The organism is Thermogemmatispora carboxidivorans, assembly GCF_000702505.1.
Lineage (GTDB): Bacteria > Chloroflexota > Ktedonobacteria > Ktedonobacterales > Ktedonobacteraceae > Thermogemmatispora > Thermogemmatispora carboxidivorans.
Genome location: NZ_JNIM01000001.1, coordinates 2,493,801 through 2,516,478 on the forward strand (window position 1 = coordinate 2,493,801; position 22,678 = coordinate 2,516,478).

Here is a 22,678-nt window from a genome sequence, read left to right on the forward strand (position 1 = left end):
CCATGTATGAAGCGCGCGCAGCAGCGAGATGCGACCAGCCGGAGATGGTGCGCCGGGCGCAGGGGACCTTGCTGGGTCTGGCCATTGGTGATGCCCTGGGGATGCCGACGCAGATGCTGCCCCGACCGGTGGTGGCCCGGCTTTTTCCGGCCCTGGAAGGTTTTGCCTCTGGACCTCCGCAGAACGCTATCAGTGCCGGCCAGCCAGCGGGCCGGGTGACTGACGACACCCAGCAGGCTCTCCTCGTAGCGCGCCTGCTGGTGGAAGGTCGGGGCCATCTTGAGAGCGCGCGGTTCGTGGAGGAGTTGCTCCGCTGGGCCGAGCAGGCAGAAGCCGACGGCAGCGAGCAACTTGGGCCATCGTCGCGGCGAGCTTTGGAAGCGGTACGGCAGGGAACGGCACCAGAGGACGCCGGGCGGCGGGGCGATACGAATGGGGCTGCTATGCGCATTGCGCCTGTGGGGATCGCCGTGCCTCTGGAGCCGGTAGAGCGTTTTCTAGAACGAGTGGAGGAGGTCTGTCGTCCGACGCACTTTACAGGTCTGGGGATCAGTGGGGCGGCGGCGGTGGCGGCGGTTATCAGTGCAGGTCTGGCGGGGGCAAGCTTTGGGGAGGCGGTCAACGAGGCGCGGCGGGTGGCGCGTCTGGGGCAGGAACGTGGGGCCTATGTGGCGGGGGCCTCGGTGGCGGAGCGGCTGGTCTGGGCTATGGACCTGGTGAGCCAATTGGATGAGAAGAGTGCCCAGGATGCGATTGTAGATCTGGTTGGAACGGGAGTAGCGACACAGGAGGCAGTGCCGGCGGCCTTTGCCATTGCGATGCGCTGGCGGAGCGATCCCTGGCGAGCCTGTCTGGTGGCGGCTCGCCTCGGGGGTGACAGCGATACCATTGCGGCGCTGGTGGGGGCTATGCTTGGTGCCTGCTCTGGTCTGGAGGTTTTCCCGGTCGAGGCACGCACCACGGTGGTGCAGGTCAATGCGTTAGACATCGACGGGTTGGTCAGCGAGCTCTTGGCTTTGCGGACCCGCTTGCAACAAGAGGAGGTACGCTTGTGAGCGTGCAACAACAGCTACAGCCGGAAGCTGATCGTCCTTGGGCGATTGAACTGCACGGGATCGAGCCCATTGGGGACGATGAGCGTCACGGTGCGCCCACTGAACTATTTTGGGTCTGGTTTGCCGCCAATATTGGAATCCTGGGAATCGTCTACGGTGGTATCTTGACTGCTGCTGGCCTCAATCTCTGGCAGAGCCTGCTGGTTGCTGTGGTCGGCTCCGCGGGGTCATTTGTGCTCGTTGGCGTGTTGAGTGTAGCTGGCAAGTGGGGGGGCGCGCCTATGCTAACATTATCACGCGCTCCTTTTGGGACACGCGGCAATGTGGGGCCGACGCTCGTCAGCTGGATCAGTCTGGTCGGCTGGGAAACGGTGACGGTGATTACGGCTGCCTATGCGCTGCTCGGGTTGCTGGGGCTGCTGGGGCTGCCCGCGACCCCTGCCTGGACGCTAGTCAGTCTAGTGGTAGTGGCGCTGCTGGTGGTGCTCTTCGGCCTGCTTGGTCATGCCACGCTGGTCTGGATTCAACAGGCGGCGACCTGGATCTTTGGCCTGCTGACCCTGGTGGTGGTGCTCTTCTTGCTGGCAAAGACGGACTGGGCTAAGGCGCTGGCGGCTCCGCCAGGCCCTTGGGATAGTGGAGTGCTGGCAACGTTAAGCATTGTGATTGCCGGGACGGGCATCGGCTGGGCAAACGCCGGCGCGGACTATACCCGCTATCTGCCGCGGGCGAGCAGTGGCCGGGCCATTGTCGGCTGGACGGTGCTGGGCGCCACCCTCCCGCTAGTGGTGCTGATGATGACAGGGGTGTTTCTGTCGGGCCGCTTGCCCGATTTGACGAGCGCGACGAATCCGATTACGGCCATTGGCCAGGAGCTACCACCCTGGATGGCGGCCCCTTATCTACTGACGGCGGTCGGTGGCCTGATCGCCTCGGCAGATCTGTCGATCTATTCCTCGGGGCTGAATCTGCTCGCGCTGGGGGTGAGGCTCGAGCGCTACAAGACGGTGCTGATCGACGGGGTGCTGATGGTAGTGGGGGCCGCCTACGTGATGCTGGTGGCCCAGGATTTCTTCGGGCCGTTCGAGAGTTTTCTGCAGCTGCTCTCGGATGGACTGACAGCCTGGGCGGCGGTCTTCCTGGTCGACATGCTCCTGCGTCGTGGCTATGACGCGCAGAGCCTGGTAGAGACCGGGTCCCGGAGCCGCTACTATTATCGCGCTGGGGTGAACTGGCGCGCGATAGTAGCCTGGCTGCTTGGCATTGGCGTTGGCCTGCTCTTTACGGTCTCGCCCTGGTTTACCGGTCCCCTGGCACGGGGGATCTTTGCCTCTAGCAGTCTGGGCTATCTGTTGGGCTTCGTGGTGAGCGCACTTGTGTACTGGCTGCTGGTACTGGTGAGCAGACGGGAGGTGATACTGGAGGCCGCAGAGGCCAAGCCGGCTTCGGAGTTGCCGGGAGGAGGGGGATCAGCATGAGCCGGCTGCGATTGCGACCCAGGCGGCTGGTGCTGGTGGGCAGTGTGCTGGTGGATCTCTTGCTCTATGTGGAGCGCCTGCCGGAGCGCGGTGGCGATCTGCTGGCGGAGCGCACGCTGCAGGCGGTGGGAGGAGGTTTCAATGTCCTGATTGGGGCGCTGCGGCTGGGGCTGCCGGCGGCCTATGCGGGTCGCATTGGGGATGGGCCGATGGGGCAGCGGGTGCGCGCTGAGTTAGCGGCGGTGGGCATCCCGGTGCTGCTGCCCCCGGTGGAAGGGCGAGACACTGGCTTTGATATTGGGTTGGTTGAACCGGATGGTGAACGGACGTTTGTGACGGCGCCAGGGGTGGAGGCAGAGCTGAGTCCGTCTGAGCTGGAAGGGCTGGCCTTGCAGGAAGGAGATGCGGTCTATGTCTCGGGCTATGATCTCTGCTACCCCCTCTCGGGAGCGGCTCTTGAGGCCTGGTTGCCGGGTTTAGCGCCTGGTTGCCTGCTGGTGCTGGACCCGGGGCCGCTGGTTACTGCCATTCCGAGGTCGCGGCTGGAGCGGGTCTTATGCCGGGTGGACGTCCTGAGTTTGAACGCGCGTGAGCTGCGGCTGCTGGCTGGAGAGGAGGAGCCAGCCCGGGGGGCGGCGCTCCTGCGTGCCTGGGTAGCTCCGCAGGGCATTGTTGTGGCGCGGGTGGGGGCTGAGGGCTGCTGGCTGGTGAGCGCTGAGGGGGCGCCGTCCAGGATTGCAGCCAGGCCAGCGCGAGCCGTGGTGGATACGACGGGGGCAGGCGACGCGCATGTGGCGGCTCTTCTGGCAGCGCTGGCGCGGGGTCGGAGCCTTGAGGAGGCAGCCTATGAGGCCAATGTGGCTGCTTCGCTGGCTGTGGAGCGTGCTGGGCCGGCGACGACTCCAACGCGGGCCGAGCTGGAGATGGCCCTGGCGGAGGGTGGCAAGAGAGGAAGCGCGGGGGAATAAACTTCCCCTGGCGCCGATCTCTTTGCACACCCTTGCTTCCTTTCCTGTGTCACTGCTGGTGCTGCCCGGTGCTGGCTTCCTCCAGACACTGCAGGACGAGCGAGAGCAGCTTCGTCGGGTCCTCTGCGAAAAGGACCGGCGAGGCTGTTTTTTTGCGCAAGCGGGGATACCAGGTGGGCAGCTCATTGGCCAGGCCGCCGCTGCCGACAAGGACGCCAATGGGTTTCCCCTCATAAATGAGGTTGGTAAATTCGTTGAGGGTACCCCAGCCGCCGCTGATGATGAGGCCGGCGTCACTGTTAACGGTTGAGATGACGTTACGGTATTTGAGGCGTGCCCCCCAGTCGCGGTCGGGCGTTGCCGGAGCCAGGCCGAAGAGATCGTGGTAGCCAGGAGGAACGTAGATGAGGCGGTGGTAGATGCCGACGTCGTCCCGAGGATAGGCGCGGCGGTGCTCGTCAAGATTGAGCGCCGGGGTAAAGCCCCAGACCTCGGCCCCGCGCTCGAAGGCGGCGCGGGCGACGGCATAGGGCATCCCACTGCAGGCACCGGTGATGACGATGCAGCCGCGTTCAGCCAGAGCCTGGCCCAGCTGGCGGGCCAGGCTGAGGGCGTGCTCGCTCTCGACGATGTTGGAGCCGTAGACGCCAATTTTGTAGGACATCGTTCCCTGCCCTCCTCCTTTTGCTGTTGTCTGTTGAATGGTTAGACTTTCTCGGTCTTGCCACTGCTTGCTATTTTAGTCTTCTGGCCCTGGAGAAGGAAACAGGCCCTCGTTGGCGATCTCGGAGGCGACGTAGTAGCGCAGGACCATCGCGGGCGAGTTCCAACCACCAGCTTGCTGAAGCTGAGCCAGATTGCGCTGGCGGCTGGCATGGTAGGTTGCCCAGTAGTGGCGGCAGTCGTGGGGAGAGAGGTGGTCGATACCAAGCTGGTCGCCGAGGTCTTTGAGCAGGTACTCGACCAGGCGTGCGCTGATGTGGCGGCCTTTGTACCCGGGGAACAGATAGCGCTCGCTGGCGACGTCGGGCAGGTAGGCGCGCAGGGCCTGAAGGCAATCGGCAGAGAGGCGATGCGTCTGCTCTTTGTCGACCTTTTCGCGGTAGAAGCGCAGCAGGCCACGACTGAGCCGAACATCTTTGACCTGGAGAGCTACGAGCTCGCCGACACGTAGCCCCAGGTCGAGAAGGAGACAGAGGATGACGCGGGCACGCCGCCCCTGGGGGGTGCTGAGGTCGTGGCAGCCTTTGAGCCAGGCCGCCTGCTCCTCGGTCAGGAGGTTCGGCTCGGCTTTTTTGGCGCCGCGTCGGGTGATGGCCCGCTGGCGGTCGATCTGGCGCCCTTCCTTGTGACGGTAGCCCTGGACGCGGCTGATGCGATAGAGTTCCTCCTGAGAGAGGACGCCGGCGTCGGCGGCCAGACGGCAGTAGCGCTTGAGGGTGGAGAGACGCACGTTCATGGTGTCGATGGCGTAGCCCTGGCGCTCCATCCAGCTCAGGAAGAGCTGGATCAGGCCAGCGCTGACAAAGCGCCAGGTCGAGGCTTCGAGAAAGAGGGCCTGGGTAAGGGTGGCGACGTCTGTTTGCAGGCTGACCCCAGTGGCACGAGCTCCGGCCTCCAGGCAGAAGGTGGCGAAGGCTTTGAGATCCCAGAGCTGGCGAATGCGGGTGTTGTGGGCCTGCCGCCGATGATAGCGGGCAAACACCTCGTGCTGGGCATAGAGATCGGCCATGTCGGCGATGCGTCGCAGTAGGTCCAGATCTTCCCCCGCCAGGGCGCCCAGGCCCTCGCCCGTGCCTTCCTCTTCAGGAGCAGGTGGTGTTCCCTGTCGCTCGCGTACGACCCCAACCAGGACAGGCTGCGCCAACGGGAGCAGGGCTGCTGCCTTCTGGTCGGAGAGGTGGGAGGCCGTTTTCTTCCTGCTCATATTGCTCTCTATTCTTTCAAAATATATTTTTGTGCTTATATGGATTGTAAAACGTAAAGAGAAGATTTGTCAAGGGCTGATTGCTGAGAAATCAGTCAGGCGAAGCCCTGCCACCAGTCCGGTCCACAGAGACTGCTTGCTGCTCGCGATGCGACGTGCGGGAGGCTCTAGGGCGTGCATCAGGCTCAGGTGCAAGGCGGACCAGCGGTATTCTGGAGAAGATTGGTTAAGGGGAGGTGGCCTGTTGGGGGGCAGGTAGGCAACAGTGGAGTAACGATGAGCTGTCAAAGAGGGACTTGACCCCAGGCATTGATAGAGGTATGCTAGCGCCTAGAGTGAGTATAGTGTGTAAAAGATAGTTGGAGGAGTTAACAACGTGAGACCAGAAGACTCTGATAACAGCGGTTCTGCCGATGGGAACATTAAAGTCTGGCCTGGCACGTGGACAGATGCTTCTCACACGGTGAGCTTTGGAAACCAGAAGAATGAGGATATTCAGGCGGCAGTCATGCTGGCGCTCAACGGTGTCATTGACGCGCTCAACGCCTTCTCCTTTCTCCAGGGGGCAGTGAATCTGGCGAATGCTCTGTCCGACTTCTCTGACAATCTCGGGTTGTCTCTTGGGTGTGTTGCTGTCGACTTAAGCGTCGTTGCCAGTGGTCTGCTGGGAGCTGCTCAGGCTTTCGCGGGGCAGGATCAGACGTTGGCCAACATGTGGGCCGATCTGCAGAAGCAATTGCCTTACTTTACGACAGGAACGACCCTGACGCCGACGGTGGTGTCCACCTTTAGCCCGCTGACCATCCACCCAGCGTATCAGCCAGATCCGATTAGCAGTTTTTTTTCGCAGGCCTGGCACACGGTGACTAGTTGGGCGAGCGATGCTCACGACTGGGTCTACTCCCACGTCTCTTCCGCTGGCGCTCCCCCGTGGGCGGCAAGCGCAACCGCTGCCTTGGCCGCGGGGGTAGTCTTTGTGGGTGTGCTCATTCTTGCTCCAAAGCCGGGACTTCTCTAAGCCTGAGTTCGCCGATTCCATTTCCATGCCGTCTCTGGGCCTGCCGACTCCTTATTCCACGTTCTGCTTGTTGTTTCTCGAAGCCACATGAGAGGAGCAGTAGAATGGTTGAAGCACCTGTGCCTCCTCCGCTCGTGACGGTTTCCTATCCGGAGGTGCCGTCCGATCTGGCAACCAGGCTGAGTGATTTGATCACAACCCTTCAGACCAGCAGCGGCCAGCTGCAGGGTTTCTCTGGCCGGATGCAGGATTTTATCAACCAGGTGCACAAGGCCGTCGAGTACGTGGCAAGCATTTCCGAGGGACATAGTACGCAAGCCTTGCTAGAGACCTGGCTGCTTTCTCTCAACGATAGCTCGCAGTCTCACGGCGGTATGGGCGACGTGGCCTCGCACCTGAGCAGTCCTCTCTTATCCCTCCAGGAGCAGGTCCAGACCGTTCAGAGTGGTATGAGTCTCATCACGGATCTGCAGACCAATAGCGGGCGAGTGCCGAGAACGGTGGCTTCTGACGTACAGAAGGATATTGACGATTTTAACAATGCGCTCAATACTATCAGTATAGCTCTGGATGGAGCTGCAAAGCTCATCAAGGCCCTTAATGATGCCTGGCCACGTACCTGCGCTACAGGTTTTACGCCGGGCAACCGCTACCCAACGTTTGCGCCTGGTTCCTTTGACCAGCATATGATGAGGATGAGCGGAGACCTCTCTGGGGCCTTCAACAGCTCTGCTGGTCAGAGGATTATCAACAAGCTTGGCGAAGAAGAAGGTCAGACGCTCATTGCGCTGGCTCAGGCGAATGGTGCTGATCTGGACCGGGTCGCCCAATTTGTTGACCAGGGAGCAGACCCTCAGCTGATCGATTGCTGGATTCAAGGGGGGCATCCTGCCGATGTCGGCAACGTGGGGGCGCTGCGAGAGTTCTATGTCAAGTCTCATCTTGATACCCTGATTCCAGACTACGGCGGCGGTGTGCAAGAGCAGGTGAAGCTCTCCGTGCAAGGGGCGAGTGCCAAGGCAGATTTTGTGACGAGCAAGGCTATTATTGAAGTATCAGGGGGCCCTCGCCTGAGTGCTAAGCTGCTGAATGACAAAATGAAGCAGTTCTCCGTCTATAGTAAAATCGCTGCCCAGACGGGAAGGCGGGTCTACTTCCTGTGGGATAAGAGCTCGGGTGCACCAGTCCCTCCAGAGCTGCAGAGGCAGGCGGCGCGTTGGGGTGTGACGATTGTCGAGTTCCCCTAAGAACGGGGTGGTGACTGTCTGCCTGGCCTGGTGTGCTGTGAGGACCAGGTCGCCGCTCCACTGGGCAACCTGTTGGCCCTTGCTGGAGCGAGCAGTCCATCTGCAGGCGCGAATCAGGAATGTGAGAACAGAGGGAGGTACAAGTATGGGGGATACATTGAACAGCACCTTTGAGCTGCAGACGGAGAGAGGGGAGCTGTTTTGGTGGCCGTTACTGTTCGAGGCGCTCAGCTGGCACGGCTTTCATTTTACCGCGCCGGGCAAGCCCGCCGGGGTGGGCTACTACTTCTACCGGTCCTACGTGCAGGAGGAGGACAGCGACTTTGTGTGTAGCTCCTTCCGCGAATTGTGGGAGAGGATCGTGGATCGCCAGGCCCAGGTCATGGTGTCGCTGTGGTCCTCTTGTGCTGATCCTTTTCCCCTGGATCTTCTGATCGCTTCGAAGGGGGACGCTGCCACTCTCAGCGTCTCGCTGGGGTGCGATGATGCGTATCTGGGGTCGGATGAGATCGATCCCGAGACGGTCAAAGAACGGCTCCGGCTGCTCTGGGAGTGCTCCAAGACGCTCTTTGTGGTCTGCCAGCCCTGTCGTGGGGAACTGAGCTGGGGAGAGGCAGCTCCTGGCACACCGGCACTGGCGAGCTTCGGGCAGCCGCTGGAGGTGTCTGAAGAGGCGCGGCATTGGTGGCGGCTGCAGGTGCAGGAGCAGGTGTTGCCAGGCGGCGAGCGGATCTTTGTGGCGCAGCCCTGGTACGTGAGGAGGCGACAAGGAGAACTGGCCTACTGGCCTTTGGAGGACTAAGGGGAACGGAGGCCGCCGATGGTTGGAGATCATCCTGGAGATAGTCAAGCGAGGGGTCAGAGCGGCGAGGGCGCGAGCCCATCCGCCGCAGTTGATCTTCTCTGCGCAAGGTCTGAGCAACTCCTGAGCGACGTGCATGCGGCTCTGCGCAGCTGCCATGTGGCTCTGCTGACCGGTCTGGCCGGCAGCGGTAAGACGACGCTGGGCCGCGCCTATGTGCGCCGCTTCGGCGCACAGTATTCGTCGGTGATCTGGCTTGATGCGCTTGCTCCTGAAACACTGGTCGCTGATCTGCTGGCTCACTCTGAGGTCCTTCCGTCGGTGAGGGAGGGATTAGGCAAGGGAGTAGAAGGCATTCGGCAGATCATTGAGGCGCTCCTGACGGTAGATGGTCTGTTGCTGGTGCTTGATCACGCAACACTGACAAGCGAGGGGTTGCCTATGGCCAGCGAGCGCTTCCCCAAGGGTACGGTGCTGGTCCTGACTCAGGACCAACTACCGGCCTCTGTAGCGGCGGGCTTCGAGCTCAAGCCGTTGGAGGCAGAGGATGGCGCTATCCTGCTCTTGGGTCAGGCTGGCCTGCTGACGGCGGCGGCCTCACTGCAGGAAGCTCAGGCTCAGGAAGCTCCGGGGGAGCGCCAGCGGCTTGCTCTGGAGATCTCCCGTGAGCTGGTGGGTTCCCCTCTAGCCCTGACGCTGGCGGCTGGGTATCTGGCGCTGACCGGTTGCTCGCTTGAGTGCTATCTTTCTGCTTGCCGGAGTGATCCCTTGCGGCTCTCTGATGCCGGCGATCGCCATGCCGCCGCTGCCAGGGTCGCCTGTCATCTGCTGCTGGTGCATCTGGAAAGGGCTGACCCTGATGCTCTGCGCTTGCTTGAGGCTTGCGCGCTCTTTGCTCCTCCCCCGGTGCCTCGGGCGGTGCTTCAGCAGGATACGCTTCTCCAGGCTGTCTTTGGCACGCAGGGGGCCGCCGGAGAGGAGCGCTTCCAGCATGCCCTCCATACCCTATTGACGGGGCGACTCTTGAGCGCAGTGCAGGTGCCAGGCAACTATGAGGCCTTGGACCTGCATCCGTTGCTGCGCGAGCTTGTTCTGCAGGCCCTTTCTCAGCAACGAGAGGTCATCCTGCGGGAAGCGATTGCGGCTGCTTGTCTCTGTCTGGCTGAGGCTTCAGGCCCTCCGAGCGCTTCGTCGTTGGCGCTCTGGTTCCGGCTGGCCGCGTGCATTCGCGAAGGAGCCGCTGCTGATGAGCGGCTGCTCCTCTCGGGAGAGCAAACGGCAGATGCCTACGCCTGGGCTGCCTCTCTGCTGGGAGCGCAGGCGTATTTCAGTGCCGCTGAGTCGCTGTTGCGCCAGGCAGTCATGATCTGGGAGCAGGTGGCCACCGATGCCACCCTCGCTAAGATAGCTGGCGCTTGTCTGTATGTAGGAGTGTTTAATACCTACCTCCAACGCTATACGCTTGCTGAAAGGTATGCCCAGCGGGCGCTGACGATAACAGAACAGCTCTCCTCAGTATCGCCTCTACGCCTGCTCGACTGCATTATGACCCTGGCCTGGATTTGCGAGATGGCTGGCAAGCCCGCTGAGGCCCGGCGCTTCTATCAGAGAGCCTGCGCATTTGGAGACGCAGCTGGCCTGCGGACTCACCCTCTGTATCTGGCAGCACTGCGGGCCACCCGGCGAGGCTCTCCAGGGGAGCCAGAGGAGCGGGAGACTCTTCCGATAGATAACTCACCGTACTCAGGCTTCGAGACATCCGCCGAAGCAGAGCAAGATGCGCCACCAGCAGTCAACCCTCCGTATACGGGCTTCGATCCCCCTGAAACACCAGATATCTTATAGTCTAGACTGCCGCAGCGGGCCCACTCGTCAGCAAGGTGCACGCTCTGCTGTACTCGCTCTCTCGCCATGCTGGTAACCCGCACTGAGGGGGCTTGCTGATGCCTGTGTGAGTCTGGCAGAGCAGGAGGGTGTAGCAGGGGTCGGAGAGAGGGCGGAGGCAAGGAGGCATACGGAGAATCGACTCTTGCTTGCGTTGCCCCAGGAGGCCAGAGGCTGCAGGCAGAAGCTCCCCGCCTCGATTGCATGGCAGGCGGAGACCAGGTATCCACTCGGTCTACCAAACTGACCCTCTGTCGGATGAAGCAGGGGATTCCCAAGGCTCGGCCTGAAACCACCAAAGGGCAAGGCGGAGAAGGACTACGGGATTAAATTTCGTATTTTCCCGACTAATACGAAATTGGGGACGGGCCGTAGAAACGCCTCCTTGCCTCCACGCCATCGCTGCCACCGCCATCGCCAGCCGCCTGCTTCGGGGCCGTCTTTGGGCGCAGTAACAGCCAGCCCGGAGTCAGCCGAGACCCAACCTGCTTGCTGCCCGCTGCCCTCTCCTCAGCGCCAGGCAGACTGGCCAGTACTGATGGCGCTGCTGACCGGGTCTGCAGAATCGGCCAAAGATCAACCAGGATTTGCCTGGGTCCCTGGCCTCCCGGAGCGCTATACTTGCTTGTGGAGAGCAATGCCACCCACAGAGGAATAGAAAGACAAGAAAAATACTGAGGTGAATTATGCAATACACTCGATTAGGAAAGACCGGTCTGGAGGTCTCGCGTATCTGCCTCGGCTGCATGAGCTTTGGCGATTCCACGCGCTGGATTCATCCCTGGGTCCTTGATGAAGAGCAGAGCCGGCAGATCATCAAGCGGGCCCTTGACCTGGGCATCAACTTCTTTGATACCGCCAACATCTATTCGCTTGGGGCCAGCGAAGAAATCCTTGGGCGTGCCCTCAAAGACTTTGCCAGACGGGACGAGGTTGTCATTGCCACGAAGGTTTTCTTTCGGATGCGTGAGGGACCTAACGGAGCCGGCCTGTCGCGCAAAGCCATTTTCAGCGAAGTCGACCATAGTCTCCAGCGCCTGGGAACCGATTACATCGATCTCTATCAGATTCATCGCTGGGACTATCAGACCCCGATTGAGGAAACAATGGAAGCGCTCAACGATCTCGTTCGGGCAGGCAAGGTGCGCTACATCGGGGCTTCAGCCATGTACGCCTGGCAATTCCAGAAAGCCCTGTTCGTGGCAGAGCGGCATGGCTGGACGCGCTTCGTCTCCATGCAGAACCATCTCAACCTCATCTACCGTGAAGAGGAGCGTGAGATGCTACCGCTCTGCCGCGCCGAGGGCATCGGCGTGATCCCTTACAGTCCCCTGGCGTCTGGCAGGCTGGCCCGCGAGGTCTCACAGCAGCCGACCAAGCGCGCGGAAACGGACCAGGTCGCCCGGATCAAGTACGACGCCACTGCCGAGGCTGATCAGCGTATCATCGATCGCGTCGGAGAGCTTGCTGGCAAACGCGGCCTCGCACGGGCCCAGATTGCCCTGGCCTGGCTTCTGCAGAAGGAGCCGGTGACTGCTCCTATTGTTGGGGCCACCAGGGTCAGTCAGCTGGAAGAGGCCGTCGGCGCCCTCGATGTCCACCTAAGTGCCGAGGACATTGCCTACCTGGAAGGGCCGTACGTGCCGCATCCTGTCGTTGGCCCGGAGTAAGTCGGAACGGCACTGCCACGGCCAGAGCGCCACGGGAGGAAGTCGCTGTGCCCGCTCAACCGGTGGCGGCTTCCTCCCACAGCTCGGCCAGCCACCGTCGCGCGCGCCGTAGCCAGCTCGGCCAGGCACTCGCCCAGGCCAGCCGTTCCAGCAACTCATCGATCTCCTCCTGACGCCCGACCTCATCCAGCTCCACCCCTTCGGCAAAGAAGAGATCCTCCAGAGGACCATTGATTGTCAGAATCGGTACCGTCACCGTCAGCGCCTCTGCCAGACAGGCGGCCTCCTGCCCCTGGGGACGCGCGCGCACCCCATAGCCACGCAGAAAGGCCCGGGCCCGCTCTGGCTCCAGTCCTCGGGCCACCAGCGGGCGCGTCTCTCCCGTCGCAGGTTGCCAATCCAGGGCACTGAAGGCAAAGAGGGCTGCCGCCACCTCCAGAATACGCTTCTCCCAGCGCGAAGCATAGAAACCAGCGACCGAGCAAACTCCCCGGGCGTCGAAGCGCAAATTGAGGGCCTGGTAATCGCCGTGAATGTGTAGCTCAGGCAGCCCACGAGCTGCCCCGAGCGTCATCATCGCCGCAGGCAGCACCGCTTCCCACTGCTCGACCCATGTCTGCAAGGCGCTGGCAATTGCTCCCACCTGGCAGTGCTCAGCACGCTCGCGGGCCAGATTGAGCCAGCCCTCTACCAGGCCGCCAGCCTGCAACTCCGAAGGCCAGCGGTGCTGCGGACCCGGAAAGCGGAGCGAGGCCTCGTGGAGCTGCGCCAGCATACCGCCCGCGGCCTCCACCCAGCGCAGCCCCCGCGGTCCCGCGCTGGCGAAGTCCTCCCCACCTGCCCACTGCTGCAGTTCAAAGCGCTCCTCCCCCAGAGCCAGGCAGTAGGTCCCCGTCGGGGTCTGGCGCAGCGCAGGCACGGGTAAACCTGCCAGGCGCAAAAAGCGCTGAAAGCGATAGCAATGCTCACCATCCTCGCCTGCCGGACCCTCGGGGCGCAGGCGCAACAGATAGCGCTCACCCTCGATCTCCAGCAGCATGCCCAGCGGCTCGGGGCTATAAGGAGACGTCAACAGGCCCAGGGACTGCCAGGATGAGAGGCCGAACCCCTCCATGATCCGCTCCAGATCAAAAGGGGTCTGCGTAGCCCCTTCCCAATGCTCGCCCCCACCAGCATCAGCGGAGAAAAACCCCTCCATCAGCACGCCTCACGAAACAGCACATAGAGCCGCACTACAGCACTACACTTCTGTAGGGAGATCAGGACGGACCCCCCATTCGTTCCAGGAGCCATCGTAATTGGTCAGATGAGGATACCCCAGCAATGCCAGGCTAAAGAGCACCACTGTCGCCGCCACGCCGCCATTGCAGTAAGCGATCACCTGTTCCTCTGGGTGCACACCGGCGCGGGCAAAGACAGCCGCTAACTCCTCGTTGCTGCGAAACTGGCCCGTCTGAGGATCAACCAGCTCCTCACGCGGAATATTGATCGCTCCCGGAATATGCCCCCGACGACCCGGCTGGCGCACCACCTGACCACTGTACTGCCCCACATCGCGAGCATCAATAACACGTACTCCTGCCCGCCCCAGAGCCGCCAGCACCTCCTCCGCCGTCGCCCGCAGCTCCGGCTGCACCCGTGGCGTAAAGATCGCCGGCGGGAACTGCGGCACCTCCGTCGTCAGCGGACGCCCCTCACGCAGCCAACGCGGGAAGCCTCCGTTCAGTACCCGTACCTCGCGATGGCCATAGTAGGTCAGCGCCCACCACAGGCGCGTGGCAAACTGCGAGGCCGGATGCGCATCATAGGCCACCACCACATGCTCATCCCCTATGCCTAACCGTCCCAGCACCTCCGCAAAGCGCTCCGGCGGCGCCACCTGTGCCTTCACCTCGCTCGCGGGATCAACGATATCGCTCGTCCAGTCAAGATAAACCGCGCCCGGAATGTGCCCTTGCTCGTACTCAGCGCGCGCCCCCTCATAGACCGCCTCCTGCTCGCCAGCCCCACGCTCGACAGTGCGCACATAGCCACGCATATCCACAATACGTAGCCGGGGATCGCGCAAGTGCTCCTCCAGCCAGGCCGGCTCAACCAGCAAGCGCTCGCGCTGCTCACTCATCATTGTCACCAAGCCTCCTTTCTCCCATCACCAGGAGAACAACCGAGCCGCCTCCGGGTTCTCCGTACTCACAAAATGGGCCGGCGTTCCCAGCACCTCGAAGCGCTTCACCCCAGTGATGCGCATGGACTGCGAGGGCGTCTGAGTTGTCAGATAGCGCTGCACTGTCAAGCCCAGAGGTCGCGCCAGAACCAGGGCCGCCGTCGTCGCCAGAACCACATTGTTGAACGTATTGAAAGGGCGTCGCATACGCGCCACCGTCATCGCCGACAGCCCGCTCAGCAAGCCTGCCACCGCCAGATTCGTGCCGCAACGCTCATGGACCGCCAGCTCCGGCTGCGTCGTGCGCAACAAGTGTAGCGCCTCCTCAGCCGCCGGCAGCACCTCCTCAGTCGGCACATCGCCAAAAACCAGAAAGCCCAGCGCCGATGACACCCCAGAGAAACGCACCTCCGGAAACTTACGGCTCAGCAGCACAATAGTGGCATGCTCCAGCGCATGATTCTGACGTACAGCGCTGCCCAGCAGCAACTGCTGCATGACAGCATTCAAGGGATTCAACGAAGCCATCACTTGTCACCCTTTCCGGGCGAGCAACAGACCAATCAGCCTGAGCAGGAGTCGAATCCGCCAGGCGACGGTGTCCGTCCCGCCTTCTGGGAACCACGTTCCTTTACTTATACTTATAAACTATATGAAAGATCAAGCGTTCATCGCCGAGCTGGATCACATCGCCATCGCGCAGCACCGTCTGCTGAATACGCTCGCCATTCACCAGCGTACCATTGGCACTCTGCAGATCCTCCAGGTACCAGAAGCCGTTATCGAACCACAACCGGGCATGGCGACGCGAGACAGTACGACCGGCAATAATAAAGTCATTGCCATTGGTGCGCCCGATCGTTGTCACATCCTGGTGGAAGCGGAAAGAGCGACCAGCCAGCGGTCCACTCTGCAGAGTCAAGCTGGCCAGCACCACGCGCCCCTGAGCATCGACATAACAATCCTTGGCCGCCTTCCGATCGGCCAGCTCATAGCCGCAAGTCGTACAGAACAGGCGCGTACTCGGGTTAGGAGTGCCGCAGCGGAAACACGACAGCGTCACCGTCGGGAATGGCGTTCCCGACGTGGCACGGGGTGCCAACGACTCCCCCTGGCCCTGGCCAGAGGTGAAGCCGCCCCCAGCGCCTGTGGCGGCGGGCGTACCATAAGCAGGAGCGGACTGCGGTCTGGCTCCAGGGGTAGCCGGCCACGCCCCCAGTTGAGGTGAAAGCAAGGTAGAGGCCGACCCACTGCCTTCGGGCGATGGAGGAGCCACTGTTGACAACCGCCAGACGCGCGGCAGCGGGAGGCGAGCCGCATTCATCGCTGCTGCCAGAGCCTCCGCCATCTCCTCGATCGACTGGTAGCGATCAACGGGTGCCTTGGCCGTCATCTTCACCACGACCTGCTCAATCACTGCCGGCACACCTGCCTGATGCAGCGGCTCAACCGGCAGCGGTTCCTGCAAATGCTTGAGCGTCACACTGACCGGATTCTCTGCGCTGAAAGGCACCCGTCCCGTCAGGCATTCAAAGAAGACGATCCCCAGGGAGTAGATATCGCTGCGCTGATCGACAGCCTGGCCTGTACTCTGCTCTGGAGACATATACTGTGGCGTCCCAATGCCCACCCCGGCCCGTGTCAGGTGCGTTGTCCCCTCCAAGATCTTGGCGATCCCAAAATCAGAGAGCAAGAGGTGGCCATCGCGACGCAAGAGCATATTACTTGGCTTCACATCACGATGGACAATGTTATGGCTATGAGCACAGCGCAGTCCCTCCGCTGCCTGCAGCAAGAAGTCAACGGCCTCCACCAGGGACAGCGAGCGAGCCTTCAAGCGCTCCCGCAAGGTGCCGCCGTCAACATACTCCATGACAATATAGGCAATCTTCTCTTGCTCGCCGAAGTCGTGGATCTGAACAATATGGGGATTCACCAGCTTGGCGACCGAACGGGCCTCCTGCTCAAAGCGCTTGACAAAGACGGGATCATGGGCATAGCGAGCTGGAAGCACTTTGACCGCCACATAGCGGTCGAGCGAGGGTTGATAGGCCTTAAAGACCGCAGCCATCCCGCCCGCGCCAAGCGGCTCTACGATACGGAATTGACCCAGGGACCGCCCAACGAGGGCCTGGAGATCATCGGCATGCCCTTTTTGCCGAGCATAGGGATTCTCTGGTGGTTGCATAACCGGCTCATTTCCTCAATTCCTGCCATCAGTCGAACGACTCCAGAGCGCCCCCTCTCCCCCTCTCCCCAGCCAGTCAGGCTTGTCCGCTCCGGCCTCCCTCGCTCCCCGACAAGATACGGTACGGGCAGGGTCCTTCTCCTCTCCCCCACCTCCTTGTCAGCAAGGCGGACCAGGTACGGACAGCACAGCTCTGATTATCGCCTAACAGGCTGTCCCTGTCAATCGAAGCAAACACCCTGCCTGCGGCGCTGAGCTATCCGTCCGGCTGTCTCCTCCCCACGCCCGCCTCCCGCAAGTGGAGATGGACAGCCCGGTTGCCGGGCTGTCCCTTCCCAACCTGCCCCCTCCGTCACGTACAGGCATGTCTGTCAGCTATCCTTCCAGCAGCAGCCGCTCCGGATCTTCCAGGAGTTCCTTGATCCGGACCAGGAACTGCACAGCCTCACGGCCATCGACCACGCGATGGTCATAGGAGAGCGCCACATACATCATAGGACGCACGACCACCTGTCCATCGACCACCACGGGACGCTCCTGGACCTTGTGCATTCCCAGGATGCCTACCTGGGGGCCATTGAGGATCGGCGTCGAAAGCAGCGAGCCGAAGACCCCGCCGTTGGTGATGGTGAAGGTCCCTCCCTGGAGATCCGCCAGCGTGAGCTCATTGCTGCGCGCCCGCCGCGCCAGCTCCGCAATCTCCCGCTCGATCTCCACAAAGCTCTTACGATCAGCATCGCGCACCACGGGCACGATCAGCCCCTCATCCGTACTCACGGCGATGCCAATGTCGTAGTAGTACTTGACCAGCAGCTCGCGCCCCTGCAGTTCCGCATTCAGATAGGGGAAAGCCTTGAGCGCTCCCACAACTGCCTTCGTGAAAAAGGACATAAAGCCCAGCGAGATACCATAGCGCTGCTTGAATTCCTCGCGGTGACGTGCCCGCACGGCCAGAATAGCGCTCATGTCAACCTCATTGAAGGTGGTTAACATAGCCGCCGTATGCTGGGCCTCCACCAGACGCTGGGCGATGGTCAGACGCCGACGCGAGAGCCGAATGCGCTCCTCCCGCCGCGGCTCCGAGGTCAGCAGCGGCGGCGGCTCCAAGGCTGGCCCCGCCGTCGCGCTTGCTCCATCCCCTCGACCTGGAGGCGCAGTCACCGTGGCTGGTGCTGCAGACTGCGATGGCTGCCACTGCGGCTGAGCCTGGCCTTGCTGGAGCGCCTGCTGCTCCAGATAGTGCAGGACATCGTCCTTGGTCACTCGCCCATGCGGACTGCTGCTCTTGACCTGCGAGAGATCAATGTTGTACTCAGCGGCAATGCGACGCGCCAGCGGAGAAGGAGGACGTTGCCCATCGGCAAGACGCGAAGCCGACGGTGTGCTCTCGGGCTGAACCTCTGCCTGCACCTGCCGGGATGGGGCCGATTCCTCACGCGAGGTCGACACAGCACGCTCCCCTGTCGCAGCAGCGGCCTCCTCGAGATGAGCCAGAACCTCACCAACCGCCACATCCTCTCCCTCACGCTTCAGAATCTCCGTCAACACCCCGTCATGATCCGCAGTCACCTCAACGCTCACCTTGTCGGTCTCCAGCTCCGCCAGCACTTCGCCCTGACGGACCTGCTCCCCCTCGCGCTTATGCCAGCGCGCCACCGTGGCCTCAACCACCGATTCGCCCAGGGTAGGAACACGAATATCTATCGCCATTTTCTCATTCTGCCTTTCCTGCTGCAGTGCTGACTGCTGCTTTTGATGAGTGCAGAGCCTTCCTCTCAGGGGCTGAAGAAAGCCAAAGGCGAGCCAGCGCACTGGCGCTCTTCGCGCACGCTGGCCTCTCCTGGCCTATTATAGCATTGCCAGGCATGGCCTGCCCGTACGCCCTAACCGACGTGGTGCAACTCGGCACAGCTCAGCGCAGCTCGCCTGGCTTCCTTCGCCCCTCGCGTCGACGCTAGCGTCGACGCTTGCCTACTGGCGTTTCAGGAGCGCGCTTCTCGATCAGAGAGCCGCCCTCGCCGAGCAGAGCCTCCTCGATCAAAGCGCGTTGCTCGGCCTCATAGCGATCCATAAAGCCGGTGGCCGGGCTGGCGCTCTCGGGGCGCGCCAGCACCCGCAGCACTGCCTGGGGCGTGGGGAGCGAGACGAGCAACCGTTGTAGACGGGGCATCATATACGTCCAGGCTCCCATATTGAGCGGCTCTTCCTGGACCCAGACCAGTTCTTGCAAGGACGGGTAGCCACTCAACACCTGCAGCAACTCCTCGGCAGGCAGAGGATAAAGCTGCTCCACGCGCACCACTGCCACGTCGCTAGCCTGGACCCGCTGCTCGCTCGCCAGCAGATCGATGGCCATCTTCCCACTGCACAACAACACCCGGCGGATAGTCTGGGCCCGTTGCCTTGCCTCAGCATCGTCGAGCACTGGCTGGAAGCGCCCGGTCGTGAGCTCCTCCAGCCTTGCCGCCGCCAGCGGATGGCGTAGCAGACTCTTGGGCGTCAGGGCCACCAGTGGCAATGGATGATGCTGGAGACTATGCGCCTGCTGACGCAGCAGATGGTAGTATTGGGCTGCCGTCGAGCAATTGGTCACGCGCCAGTTATGGCCTGCCGAAAGCTGCAAGAAGCGCTCCAGGCGCGCACTCGAATGGTCTGGCCCCTGGCCCTCATAGCCATGAGGCAGCAGCAGCACCACCGAAGACTGCTGGCGCCACTTGGCGCGTCCCGCAGCAATGAACTGATCGATCATAACCTGAGCCACATTAGCGAAGTCGCCGTACTGGGCCTCCCAGAGCACGAGCGCCTCCGGCGCATGCACGCTGTAGCCATACTCGAAGCCTAGCACCGCCGTCTCCGTGAGCGGACTATTGTAGATGGCGAAGCTGGCCTGGGCCTGTGAGAGATGCTGCAGTGGCACATAGCGCTCGCCCGTATGGCTATCGTGCAAGACCGCATGGCGCTGGCTGAAGGTGCCCCGCTCAGAATCCTGGCCACTGAGGCGAATGGGGACACCGTCGGCCAGGATCGAGGCGAAGGCCAGGGCCTCGGCATGGCCCCAATCGATACTATCCTGCTCTAGCGCATCGGCACGACGCTGCAACACGCGAGCCAGGCGCGGATGCACAGTAAAGCCCTGGGGCCAGCGCAGCAACTCGCGATTGAATTGGCGCAGCTGGTCTGCCGAAACGGGTGGAGCTGGCTCCAACTCCACCGCCAGGCCGTTCTGGCCATTGCCTCCCAGCTGCTCGAAGCGTCGCGGGTCCTCGTCCACCTCCTGCTTCGCCCGCCGCAGTGTCGCAAAGGCCTCCTCCACCATCTGCTCGCACTCCTGGGCCGTCACCACTTCCTGCTCCTGCAGGCGCCGGGCATACAGCTCGCGCACTGTCGGATGAGCACGGATCAACTCATACAGCTGCGGCTGAGTAAAGGCCGGCTCATCGCCTTCGTTATGGCCCCAGCGCCGATAGCCCACCAGCTCAATCAGGATATCCTTGTGAAACTCATCGCGGTAGGCGTGGGCCAGGCGAATGGCTGTCAGCGCGGCCTCGGGATCGTCAGCGTTGACATGGATGATGGGAATACTGAAGCCCTTGGCCAGGTCGCTGGCGAAGAGCGTCGAACGGCTCTCCTGGGGTTCCGTGGTAAAGCCCAGCTGGTTATTGAGAATAATGTGGATGGTTCCCCCGACCGAATAGCCCTGCAGATGCCAGAGGTTCAGCGTCTCCGCGACCACCCCCTCGCCCGGGAAGGCGGCATCGCCGTGGATCAGGATCGGCAGGGTGCCATCCAGTTCCTGACGTGGCTCCCCGGCTCGGTCGCGATACTCCTGGGCCGCGCGCGTCATCCCCTCCACCACCGGATTCACAAACTCCAGATGGCTGGGATTGGGCGCCAGGATGATCTTGAGAGCCAGCGAGCGCTCACCACCCAGCAGATGCTCCGCGCCAAGATGATATTTCACATCGCCGCTCCAGCCGAAGCCGAAGGTATCGGTCAGTGGCACTCCCTCCTCGTGGCGCGTGTGGGCAAACTCCGCCAGAATAGCCTGATAGGACTTTCCCAGGACATGAGCCAGCACGTTCAGACGCCCCCGGTGGGCCATACCAATGATGACCTCGCGCGTCTCCGACTCCAGCGCACAGCGGATCAGCTCATCAAGCATCGGCACCAGGACATCGCAGCCCTCGATCGAGAAACGCTTCTGGCCGGGATAGGTCTGGTGCAGGAACCGCTCAAAGACCTCCACCTGGGTCAGCCGCTGCAGTAACTGGCGGCTGACCTGGGGGCTGAGGCGGCGCTGGAAGAGCTGCAGCCCTACGGCATCGCGCAGCCAGAGACGCTCATGGGGGCTCTTGACCTGGTCAAACTCGTAGCTGATGGTTCCTGAATACATGGCCCGCAGACGCTGGATGGCCTCCAGAGCATGGCGCGCCCCTCGGCGGCATGCCCACCAACCACACAGGCGGGCAGCTGGGTCAGGTCCTCTTCGCTGAGGCCATGACTCTCGGGCAATAAGGCAGGATCACCCTGCGGCGGGCGCCCAAGAGGATCAAGCTGAGCCGCCAGGTGACCCCGCTCGCGAATGGCATGAGCCAGCGCCACCGCCGCTACCACCTTCTCTACAGCAAACGGCACCCCCTCTGCCTTCCCCGAAGCCGGGGTCCCCCCTTCCTCGACGATCACCGGCCTCCAGCGAGCAAAGATGGCGCGCGTCTTCTCGTCTACTGCCGAGGGATCAGTCCGATAACGTTCATACAGATCGAGCACATAGCCTGCATTTGGACCATAAAATGTCTGTAAATTATCCATCGGTTTCCTTTATGCGGCTTGACACAGAGTGATGAATATGGCATACTCAACGCGGTAGCCTCTATCCACCGAGAGTAAAGACAAGCACTGTCCAGACAAGATGCGAAGAGGGAGCCAGTAGGCCGCTTCCCTGGTTACAGAGAGTCCGGGCCAGGTGAGAGCCGGATGCTAAGGAGCAGGCCGAAGATCACTCCTGAGCAGCTAGCAGAACGCGCAAGCGAGTAGAGCTAGCCGGCGCCTCTCCGTTACCAGAGAGGGCCGCCTGTCTCAACCTCTCGATGAGTGATCCCGCCTCCACCCCGAGCCGCGTCGCGGCAACGGTCTTCAGTCGAGTCGGGCGGCACGTCTGAGCGCCTGACGGAAGAGACAAGCAGAACAAGCTCATGCGTGCCACGCTGGCCCGATCAGACTGAGGGCGGGGGACCGACAAATAGTATATCACATCGAGGGAGATGGCGGCATGGAGCGAGTCGCGACGAGTGCCAGATAGGCCAGTGCAGATCGGTTGACGGCTGAAGTGGAATGGGCGCACTTCCCTGGACTGGCTCGCTAGCGGTGCCCGGTCGTGACTAATGCGGGTGGTACCACGGGAAGCCCTCTCGTCCTGCGCGGATGAGAGGTTTTTTTTCATACGGAGATCGGAGCTTGCAGGATGAAGACGAAGCTGATCTACCTGGAGAATAGCTATACCTTTGAATGCAGCGCCAAAGTCGTTGCCGCGGAGGGCGATGAGCTGGCCCTCGATGCCACCGTCTTCTATCCCGGCGGCGGAGGCCAGATGGCCGACCGCGGTACGCTCTCCTGGGATCACGGGCGCCAGCAGGCCAGCGTCATTGCCCTCCGCAAGCAGGGAGAGACGGTCTGGCACCTGCTCGATAGTCCTCCCCCTCCCGTGGACACTGAGGTAACGGCGCGCATCGACTGGGATTTCCGCTATCGCATGATGCGCACTCATACCGCTCTCCATTTGCTCTGCGGCGTGATCTGGCAGGAGTTCCGCGTCCCGGTGACCGGCGGCCAGATGTATCCCGACCGGGCGCGCATGGACTTCGCGATGGAGGGCCTGACCAGGGAACGCCTGGCTTTTATTGAACAGCGCGTCAATGAGGCCATCGAGGCCGATCTGCCTATTCGGGTCTATACCCTGCCGCGCGAGAAAGCCTTTGCCATCCCCGACTTGATCCGTACACGCAGCAACTTGTTGCCCCCAGACCTGGAGGAGGTGCGGATCGTGGAAATCGTCGGTCTCGATCTACAGGCCGATGGCGGAACCCATGTTCGCCATACCAAAGAGGTTGGCGGCATTCGCATTGTCCGGGCCGAAAACAAGGGGCGGCTCAATAAGCGCCTGGAGATCCAGCTTGTTGATGAGCCACCTGGCTCCGACCCCAACGCGACTTTCCCATGAGGCCGCTGGCAGAATGGCCTCTTGCCCGCTCACGTTCCCGCTTCGGCCCTGCGCCGGCGA

18 protein-coding genes are annotated in these 22,678 nt (G+C 62.1%); 9 read left to right on the forward strand and 9 right to left on the reverse strand.

Annotated features, from left to right (window positions below; translation table 11 throughout):
* Positions 1–2 precede the first annotated feature (2 nt).
* Genes N688_RS09660 through N688_RS09670 form a run of 3 tightly spaced genes read left to right on the forward strand, consistent with a single transcriptional unit; the run spans position 3 to position 3,501 of the window.
* Positions 3–1,055: an ADP-ribosylglycohydrolase family protein gene (locus N688_RS09660; protein ID WP_202901882.1), complete on the forward strand. Its 1,053-nt coding sequence runs from the start codon at positions 3–5 to the stop codon at positions 1,053–1,055.
* The gene (locus N688_RS09665; protein WP_202901883.1) at positions 1,052–2,533 is read left to right on the forward strand and encodes a purine-cytosine permease family protein; all 1,482 of its coding nucleotides are present in this window, start codon (positions 1,052–1,054) and stop codon (positions 2,531–2,533) included. Before N688_RS09660 ends, N688_RS09665 begins: the two co-directional genes overlap by 4 nt.
* Positions 2,530–3,501, forward strand: a complete 972-nt coding sequence (locus N688_RS09670; protein ID WP_052889090.1) for a PfkB family carbohydrate kinase — start codon at positions 2,530–2,532, stop codon at positions 3,499–3,501. The genes N688_RS09665 and N688_RS09670 overlap by 4 nt, the downstream gene beginning before the upstream one ends.
* A 49-nt stretch (positions 3,502–3,550) precedes the next feature.
* Here N688_RS09670 and N688_RS09675 read toward each other — a convergent pair whose 3' ends face one another.
* Positions 3,551–4,165, reverse strand: a complete 615-nt coding sequence (locus tag N688_RS09675) for an SLOG cluster 4 domain-containing protein (RefSeq protein WP_052889091.1) — start codon at positions 4,163–4,165, stop codon at positions 3,551–3,553.
* A 75-nt stretch (positions 4,166–4,240) separates the two neighbouring features.
* On the reverse strand, positions 4,241–5,428 hold the full coding sequence (locus tag N688_RS09680) for a tyrosine-type recombinase/integrase (protein WP_052889092.1): 1,188 nt from the start codon (positions 5,426–5,428) through the stop codon (positions 4,241–4,243).
* Between the two features lie 376 nt (positions 5,429–5,804).
* Here N688_RS09680 and N688_RS09685 point away from each other — a divergent pair, with 376 nt between their 5' ends.
* The 5 genes from N688_RS09685 to N688_RS09705 all read left to right on the forward strand — a co-directional run bounded on the left by N688_RS09685 (position 5,805) and on the right by N688_RS09705 (position 12,049).
* A complete protein-coding gene (locus N688_RS09685) occupies positions 5,805–6,446 on the forward strand; it encodes a hypothetical protein (protein WP_052889093.1) in 642 nt (213 codons plus the stop codon).
* Positions 6,447–6,550: 104 nt separating this feature from the next.
* Positions 6,551–7,693, forward strand: a complete 1,143-nt coding sequence (locus N688_RS09690; RefSeq protein WP_052889094.1) for a hypothetical protein — start codon at positions 6,551–6,553, stop codon at positions 7,691–7,693.
* Positions 7,694–7,838: 145 nt separating this feature from the next.
* The gene (locus N688_RS09695; RefSeq protein ID WP_052889095.1) at positions 7,839–8,495 is read left to right on the forward strand and encodes a hypothetical protein; all 657 of its coding nucleotides are present in this window, start codon (positions 7,839–7,841) and stop codon (positions 8,493–8,495) included.
* Positions 8,496–8,627: 132 nt separating this feature from the next.
* A complete protein-coding gene (locus N688_RS09700; RefSeq protein WP_052889096.1) occupies positions 8,628–10,340 on the forward strand; it encodes a tetratricopeptide repeat protein in 1,713 nt (570 codons plus the stop codon).
* Positions 10,341–11,065: 725 nt separating this feature from the next.
* Positions 11,066–12,049 (forward strand): aldo/keto reductase, encoded by a 984-nt coding sequence (locus N688_RS09705; protein ID WP_052889097.1) that lies wholly within the window; start codon positions 11,066–11,068, stop codon positions 12,047–12,049.
* Between the two features lie 55 nt (positions 12,050–12,104).
* Here N688_RS09705 and N688_RS09710 read toward each other — a convergent pair whose 3' ends face one another.
* The 7 genes from N688_RS09710 to N688_RS23360 all read right to left on the reverse strand — a co-directional run bounded on the left by N688_RS09710 (position 12,105) and on the right by N688_RS23360 (position 21,210).
* Positions 12,105–13,247, reverse strand: coding sequence for a phosphotransferase enzyme family protein (locus N688_RS09710; RefSeq protein ID WP_052889098.1), 1,143 nt, complete (start codon positions 13,245–13,247; stop codon positions 12,105–12,107).
* Between the two features lie 42 nt (positions 13,248–13,289).
* Complete coding sequence (locus N688_RS09715; RefSeq protein ID WP_052889099.1) at positions 13,290–14,174, reverse strand: sulfurtransferase; 885 nt, start codon at positions 14,172–14,174, stop codon at positions 13,290–13,292.
* Positions 14,175–14,198: 24 nt separating this feature from the next.
* A complete protein-coding gene (locus tag N688_RS09720) occupies positions 14,199–14,741 on the reverse strand; it encodes a DUF6391 domain-containing protein (RefSeq protein ID WP_052889100.1) in 543 nt (180 codons plus the stop codon).
* 103 nt (positions 14,742–14,844) lie between these two features.
* Positions 14,845–16,401 (reverse strand): FHA domain-containing serine/threonine-protein kinase, encoded by a 1,557-nt coding sequence (locus N688_RS09725; protein WP_052889101.1) that lies wholly within the window; start codon positions 16,399–16,401, stop codon positions 14,845–14,847.
* 375 nt (positions 16,402–16,776) lie between these two features.
* Positions 16,777–18,111 (reverse strand): 2-oxoglutarate dehydrogenase complex dihydrolipoyllysine-residue succinyltransferase, encoded by a 1,335-nt coding sequence (gene odhB, locus N688_RS09730; RefSeq protein ID WP_052891440.1) that lies wholly within the window; start codon positions 18,109–18,111, stop codon positions 16,777–16,779.
* Between the two features lie 244 nt (positions 18,112–18,355).
* The gene (locus N688_RS09735; RefSeq protein ID WP_202901884.1) at positions 18,356–20,794 is read right to left on the reverse strand and encodes a 2-oxoglutarate dehydrogenase E1 component; all 2,439 of its coding nucleotides are present in this window, start codon (positions 20,792–20,794) and stop codon (positions 18,356–18,358) included.
* Positions 20,716–21,210, reverse strand: a complete 495-nt coding sequence (locus N688_RS23360; protein ID WP_202901885.1) for a 2-oxoglutarate dehydrogenase E1 subunit family protein — start codon at positions 21,208–21,210, stop codon at positions 20,716–20,718. Before N688_RS23360 ends, N688_RS09735 begins: the two co-directional genes overlap by 79 nt.
* A 652-nt stretch (positions 21,211–21,862) precedes the next feature.
* Between N688_RS23360 and N688_RS09740 the strand changes: the two genes are divergently transcribed.
* Positions 21,863–22,618 (forward strand): alanyl-tRNA editing protein, encoded by a 756-nt coding sequence (locus N688_RS09740; protein ID WP_052889102.1) that lies wholly within the window; start codon positions 21,863–21,865, stop codon positions 22,616–22,618.
* Positions 22,619–22,678 lie beyond the last annotated feature (60 nt).

Excerpts from the sequence above, each read along its gene's own strand:
- N688_RS09660 (WP_202901882.1), top strand. The coding sequence starts at position 3 with ATGTATGAAGCGCGCGCAGCAGCGAGATGCGACCAGCCGGAGATGGTG.
- N688_RS09670 (WP_052889090.1), top strand. The coding sequence starts at position 2,530 with ATGAGCCGGCTGCGATTGCGACCCAGGCGGCTGGTGCTGGTGGGCAGT.
- N688_RS09675 (WP_052889091.1), bottom strand. The coding sequence starts at position 4,165 with ATGTCCTACAAAATTGGCGTCTACGGCTCCAACATCGTCGAGAGCGAG.
- N688_RS09680 (WP_052889092.1), bottom strand. The coding sequence starts at position 5,428 with ATGAGCAGGAAGAAAACGGCCTCCCACCTCTCCGACCAGAAGGCAGCA.
- N688_RS09690 (WP_052889094.1), top strand. The coding sequence starts at position 6,551 with ATGGTTGAAGCACCTGTGCCTCCTCCGCTCGTGACGGTTTCCTATCCG.
- N688_RS09695 (WP_052889095.1), top strand. The coding sequence starts at position 7,839 with ATGGGGGATACATTGAACAGCACCTTTGAGCTGCAGACGGAGAGAGGG.
- N688_RS09705 (WP_052889097.1), top strand. The coding sequence starts at position 11,066 with ATGCAATACACTCGATTAGGAAAGACCGGTCTGGAGGTCTCGCGTATC.
- N688_RS09710 (WP_052889098.1), bottom strand. The coding sequence starts at position 13,247 with ATGGAGGGGTTTTTCTCCGCTGATGCTGGTGGGGGCGAGCATTGGGAA.
- N688_RS09715 (WP_052889099.1), bottom strand. The coding sequence starts at position 14,174 with ATGATGAGTGAGCAGCGCGAGCGCTTGCTGGTTGAGCCGGCCTGGCTG.
- N688_RS09720 (WP_052889100.1), bottom strand. The coding sequence starts at position 14,741 with ATGGCTTCGTTGAATCCCTTGAATGCTGTCATGCAGCAGTTGCTGCTG.
- N688_RS09725 (WP_052889101.1), bottom strand. The coding sequence starts at position 16,401 with ATGCAACCACCAGAGAATCCCTATGCTCGGCAAAAAGGGCATGCCGAT.
- odhB (WP_052891440.1), bottom strand. The coding sequence starts at position 18,111 with ATGGCGATAGATATTCGTGTTCCTACCCTGGGCGAATCGGTGGTTGAG.
- N688_RS09735 (WP_202901884.1), bottom strand. The coding sequence starts at position 20,794 with ATGTATTCAGGAACCATCAGCTACGAGTTTGACCAGGTCAAGAGCCCC.
- N688_RS23360 (WP_202901885.1), bottom strand. The coding sequence starts at position 21,210 with ATGGATAATTTACAGACATTTTATGGTCCAAATGCAGGCTATGTGCTC.
- N688_RS09740 (WP_052889102.1), top strand. The coding sequence starts at position 21,863 with ATGAAGACGAAGCTGATCTACCTGGAGAATAGCTATACCTTTGAATGC.